Origin of the sequence: Neobacillus fumarioli NBRC 102428 (assembly GCF_001591485.1) — a bacterium.
GTDB lineage: Bacteria > Bacillota > Bacilli > Bacillales > Cytobacillaceae > Neobacillus > Neobacillus fumarioli.
Genome location: NZ_BCUZ01000150.1, coordinates 1 through 5962, shown reverse-complemented (window position 1 = coordinate 5962; position 5962 = coordinate 1). Strand labels below are relative to the sequence as shown.

At 42.9% G+C, this 5962-nt stretch carries 4 protein-coding genes and 1 other annotated feature; of the genes, 1 reads left to right on the top strand and 3 read right to left on the bottom strand.

From position 1 onward, the window contains the following. Positions 1-193 precede the first annotated feature (193 nt). From thrB to BFU02S_RS14300, 3 genes are read right to left on the bottom strand one after another with little or no spacing between them, the layout of a single operon-like run. Positions 194-1123, bottom strand: a complete 930-nt coding sequence (gene thrB / locus BFU02S_RS14310) for a homoserine kinase (RefSeq protein WP_066371980.1) — start codon at positions 1121-1123, stop codon at positions 194-196. Continuing rightward, positions 1110-2180 (bottom strand): threonine synthase, encoded by a 1071-nt coding sequence (gene thrC / locus BFU02S_RS14305; protein WP_066371983.1) that lies wholly within the window; start codon positions 2178-2180, stop codon positions 1110-1112. The genes thrB and thrC overlap by 14 nt, the downstream gene beginning before the upstream one ends. Beyond that, a complete protein-coding gene (locus BFU02S_RS14300) occupies positions 2180-3475 on the bottom strand; it encodes a homoserine dehydrogenase (RefSeq protein WP_066371973.1) in 1296 nt (431 codons plus the stop codon). The genes thrC and BFU02S_RS14300 overlap by 1 nt, the downstream gene beginning before the upstream one ends. A 276-nt stretch (positions 3476-3751) precedes the next feature. Beyond that, positions 3752-3965: a binding site (T-box leader), on the top strand. Between the two features lie 149 nt (positions 3966-4114). Between BFU02S_RS14300 and serA the strand changes: the two genes are divergently transcribed. Continuing rightward, positions 4115-5752 (top strand): phosphoglycerate dehydrogenase, encoded by a 1638-nt coding sequence (serA, locus tag BFU02S_RS14295; protein WP_066371970.1) that lies wholly within the window; start codon positions 4115-4117, stop codon positions 5750-5752. Positions 5753-5962: the final 210 nt, after the last annotated feature.

Genomic DNA, 5962 nt, shown 5'->3' with positions numbered 1-5962 from the left:
TGATGAACTAGAAGAAAGAAATGTTCATTATGTTTCCTTTGTGTCTGATACGGAGGAAAGAGATGAAATACTTTGCCATGACTGCTATCAGGAATGGCTCCATGGAATGAAAGGGTAAGGCCGGATTGACCTAAATAGAGGTTTTATACTTACGGACAAATAAAAAGGGCAGTCCTTTGCTGCCCCAGTTGCATTATTTTTTTATACATAATTGGTCTTCTTCCACCTCAAATACTTGGCTCCCCGAGCAATCGATTTTTAAACACTTCATGGTCAACTCTGGAAAGCTGTTTTGCAAAGTTTGGGTAAGCTTGTGTCCTTGGCCTTTTTCCGTGAAACAAATGATAGATGGCCCAGCGCCGCTTAGTGCCACACCAAATGCGCCAGATTCCTTAGCTGCATTCTCTATTTCACTGTAGAATGGGATTAACGGTTTGCGGTACGGCTGATGAAAGCGATCGCGCTCCATCATTTTTCCCGCTAGTTTCCAATTTCCGCTCAAAAGGGCCGCAACTAAAAGATTAGCTGTCGAGGAAGCTTGGATTGCATCGCTTTGTGAAAGGCTTATTGGGAGAACACCACGTGAGTCTTTCGTTAATAAAACTTCTTTCGGAATGGCAACGACAGCTTCAAAGGGGAGATCATGAAATGAGAGCATGTCCACTTCATTTTCTTGATAACAACCAATAACAAGTCCGCCGTACAGCGATGCCCCGACATTGTCAGGATGTCCCTCCAGCTCTGTTGCGAATTCAAGCTTATCCTTTCTTGTTAAACCTAACCTACCAGCAATGTCCGCAAGTTCGATTCCGGCTAGTATAGCGGATGCACTTGAACCAAGCCCGCGGCCCAATGGGATTTCACTCTCAACCAAAACTTTACATGGAGATAATACTTTCCCATATTTTTCAGCGGTCTTTAAGGCTACTTGAGCAATAAAATGCTGTTCATCAGCCGGTAAGTCTTTTAATTCAGCCGAGGTCGAGTGGAACTCCCAGCGATCGCTTCTTTCTACCTCCAGCGTCAAGTATAAATCCAAGGCAATACCAATGGAATCAAATCCGGGACCAAGGTTGGCCGAGCTGGCCGGCACCTTGATGACCCATCGGTTATTTAGAGGCATGTAATACAACCCCTCGAATATGTTCTTTCACAGCATTTTCATCATTCGGCAGCTGAACCGATTTTACTAGGCTGGTCTTGATGGCGGTATCCGGATCTTTCAGACCATTGCCGGTTAGCACGGCGACAATTTTTGTCCCTTTGGCAATTTTACCGTTTTGGATGCTTTTATAGACGCCTGCAATCGAAGCGCATGACGCAGGTTCTGCAAAAACCCCTTCGGATGAAGCCAATTTTTTATAGGCAGCTAAAATTTCTTCATCAGTAACTTCATCAAATTGACCATTTGATTCTTGAACAGCCGAAACAGCTAAATCCCAGCTGGCCGGGTTACCAATGCGAATCGCCGTTGCAATAGTTTCCGGATTTTCAAATACACGATTATGGACGAGAGCGGCAGCCCCTGACGCTTCAAAGCCAAACATTCGCGGTAGGCCTGTCTCTTTTTGATCGTTATATTCTTTAAATCCTTTCCAATAAGCACTAATATTTCCGGCATTTCCGACGGGAATCGCAAGAATGTCGGGTGCGGTCCCAAGTTGGTCACAGACTTCAAAAGCAGCTGTTTTTTGCCCTTCCAGGCGGTAAGGATTCACCGAATTGACAAGTGTAATAGGTTCTTCCTTGCTAATATTGCGCACCATCTTTAATGCTTGGTCGAAGTTCCCCTCAATCGAAATAATTTCAGCACCGTACATCATTGCCTGCGCCAACTTGCCTATGGCAATTTTCCCTTCCGGAATGACAATAATACATTTAATCCCGGCACGTGCAGCATATGCTGCAGCCGAAGCAGATGTATTGCCTGTAGAGGCGCAAATAACAGTTTTACTTCCTTCTTCAATGGCTTTGGCAACGGCCATTACCATGCCGCGGTCCTTAAAGGACCCGGTCGGATTGGCTCCCTCTACTTTAACGTAAAGCTCCACGCCCCATTCTACTGAAAGACGCTCAAGCTTAATCAGGGGGGTATTCCCTTCATTTAACGTCAACTTCGGAGTTTGTTCCGTTACCGGTAAAAACTCTTTGTATGCTTCTAATAATCCTGGCCATCTCATCATGAATTCCTCACTACCTTATACGCACTTTTTATTTCTTTCACTGCCTCAAGATCCGTTAATTCCTGTAAAATTCGATCGTAATTCGTTAGTGATGCTTTATGGGTAACTACAACAATTTCCGAAGTTTCATTTTTCTTTATTGGAAGCTGCAAGATTTTTTCGAAGCTGACTCCATGTCTTGCAAAAATGGAAGTAATATCAGCAAATACACCAACTTCATCCTGCACATGGATGCGCAAGAAATATTTCGAGAATTTTTCCGTATCGTTTTTCAGCTGCTTTGGATATTGCGGTGTTACCGCACTGCGGCCATTGACGCCCAGTCTGAGATTTTTAATGACGGCAACTAAATCGGAAACAACAGCTGTAGCTGTAGGCAGACTGCCAGCACCAGGACCGTAGAACATCGTTTCACCGACTGCTTCACCGCAAACATACACAGCGTTATATTCATTTTGCACAGAGGCAAGCGGATGGGTATCTGACAAAAATGTCGGAGCAACGCTGACCTCCACTTTTTCCCCTTCGCGATGTGCATAGCCGATCAGCTTCATCGTATAGCCTAATTGTTTACCGTAGCTTAAATCTTCTTCCGTAATGTTGGAAATACCGCTCACTTCAACATCTTCTAAATCGATGTGCATCGAAAAACCTAATGTGGCAAGAATGGCCATTTTCCTAGCGGCATCCAATCCTTCTACATCTGATGTTGGATCTGCTTCAGCAAAGCCAAGTTCCTGTGCTTCTTTTAACACTTCTTGATAGGAACGTCCTTCATTCGCCATTTTCGTTAAAATATAGTTTGTTGTTCCATTGACAATTCCCATCATTTGCGTGATCCGGTCGGAAGCAAGTCCATCTACAAGACCCCGCAAAATGGGAATCCCCCCTGCTACACTTGCCTCGTAAAATAAATCACAGCCATGTTCCGACGCAACGGTCAACAGCTCAGAGCCGTGCAAGGCCATTAAATCTTTATTCGCTGTGACAACATGTTTGCCATTCCGGAGGGCGGTGATTAAATACTCTTTAGTCGCCTCGACTCCCCCCATGACTTCAATGACTACATCAATGTCCTGATCATGTAATATTTCATCGGCATTCGTTGTCAAACATTCCGTTTCTACTTCAACAGATCTCGCTTTATATAAATCCTTGACAAGGATTTTTTTAATCGTTACAGGGCAGCCCACTTGATGCATTAATTTATCTTGATGATTTTTAATAATTTGCACGACACCTGCACCGACAGTGCCTAAGCCTAATAAGCCAATCGAGATTCCTTTCATCATTTCGCCTCCCGTTTAAATGTCCTCTCAACACGTACAATTGTACTCGTGATGTAGACATTATATGATTCTATTCATTATTTTACAATAGACTTGTTTCTGGTCTATAAATCTGTAATCGCTTACTTACGCGCTATTATGGGCTTAACTTAGATATCTAAAAAATTTTTAAATTTAGAAAAAACTTTTTTCGTTTTACCCCTTTACAAGCTCGGAGGTAAGAATGTAGAATAAATCCTATATTCAACCGCATTTTGAAATTTCGAATAATTCAAAGATTGAAAAGTGATGATGAAAACGGCATTAAGCATGAACTTCAGAGAGCCGGTGGCTGCTGTGAACCGGTGTTCATTCTTAAGATTGCCCAGCCCTTCTGAACTGGCTGCTGAAGTTTTTTAGTAGGCATGCCCGGCATAAACCGTTAACTGTTCTTTGAGGCTGTCTTTTTTAGGCAGTAAAAGAGGGTGGCACCACGTGATCTCACGTCCCTCATAACATGACCATCTGTCTGTTATGAGGGACGTTTTTTTAGTATTACGAAAAAAACGTTCGGAAAGGGGTTTTCTATTTTTTTATAAATATGGTTTTCCTATCTGAACTTTAGCAGGATTGAAATTTTTAAAAAAGAGAGGTTGATCAAACATGTATAAGGTATTAGTAACAGATGGAATCAGTCAAACAGGCTTAAAGGATTTGTTAGAACATCCTCATTTTGTCGTTGACCGGCAACCGACACTACCCGTTGATGAGTTGAAAAAGGTGATTGCTGATTACGATGCCTTGATTGTCCGCAGCCAGACAAAGGTGACGGAGGAATTACTTCAAGCAGCCAAAAAGCTTCAGGTAATTGCAAGAGCAGGCGTTGGCGTTGATAATATTGATATCAATGCCGCAACGCGTAAAGGAATTATTGTCATTAACGCTCCTGGTGCTAATACGATTGCGGCAACTGAACATACCTTGGCGATGATGCTTGCATTAGCCCGCAAAATTCCCCAAGCTCATCAAAAAACCGCTAGCGGCCAATGGGATCGCAACTCTTTTAAAGGAGTAGAATTATACAAGAAAACGCTTGGAATCGTCGGCATGGGCAAGATTGGTACAGAAGTAGCCAAACGGGCCAAAAGCTTTGGAATGAACATTTTAGGATTTGACCCCTACTTAACGGACGAACGGGCTAAAAAGTTGGGGATTACAAAAGCAACTCTTGATGCAGTTGCCAGAGAATCTGATTTTATCACGATTCACACACCACTAACTAATGACACAAGAGGAATTGTTAATGAAGAGTTTTTGCAAAAGACGAAAAAGGGTGTCCGCTTTGTCAACTGCGCCCGCGGCGGAATTATAGATGAAAAGGCGCTAGTTAGAGCGATTCAGTCAGGCCATGTTGCCGGAGCTGCATTGGATGTATTTGAAAAAGAACCTGTCAGCGATTCGGAATTGCTGACTAATCCAAACATTGTTGTAACACCGCATCTTGGCGCTTCAACGGTCGAGGCCCAGGAAAAAGTAGCCCAAGAAGTTAGTGCAGAAATAATTGAAATTTTAGAAGCAAAAAATATTCAACATGCAGTCAATATGCCGCAAATGTCCGGCGAAACGCAAGCCAAGCTGCAAGCCTACCTGCTTCTTGGCGACCAAATGGGCCAGCTGGCTGTTCAATTATTGAAAAGATTAGCCCCTACAAAAATCGAAATCAATTATTATGGCGATTTAATTGATGAAGATACAGAGCTTTTAACTCGCACGATGCTGAAAGGGATTCTATCCTATCATTTAAGTGATTCCGTAAATCTTGTAAATGTTCTTCATCTTTTAAAAGAGCAAGGCGTACCGTATAACGTGCAAAAAAATGCCACGAATAAAGGCTTTGCCAATTTCATGGAGCTGTCTATCTCACAAGGCTCTGAAACTGCCAAAATCGGGGCAACTGTATTAAATGGCTACGGCGCCCGAATTTTGAAAATTAACCAATATCGCATCGATGTGAAGCCGGAAAAATATCTATTATATATCAAACACCACGACGTGCCGGGAATGATCGGCAAGGTTGGCTCCCTGCTAGGCAACTATCAAATCAATATCGGAACCATGCAGGTCGGCCGGACAGAGGTCGGCGGAGAAGCGATCATGGTTTTGACCCTTGATAAGGCATTGAACAGTGATGTACTCCGGGCTATCGAGCATATTGAAGGAATCAAAGAAGCCCAGCTTCTGGAGCTCGCAAATGCTGAAACAGTTGCAGAGGGGAAAGTAAAGGTTGAGAGCTTCAACTAGAAATGCAAAAGATAAGAAAAGCGCAAACACCTCGGTCAGCCCCTACAGGCAAGTCACAATTTACTTTACTTTTAGCTCTGTTAAAGGTGGATTTTAGGCATTGAAAAATAAGCGGAAGGATTCCTGCTAAATCAGGAAATTCATATAAATACCTATAAATAAGCGGATTTTTGAGACTGTCGATTAACTATGGGTAGGAATATTACGGCT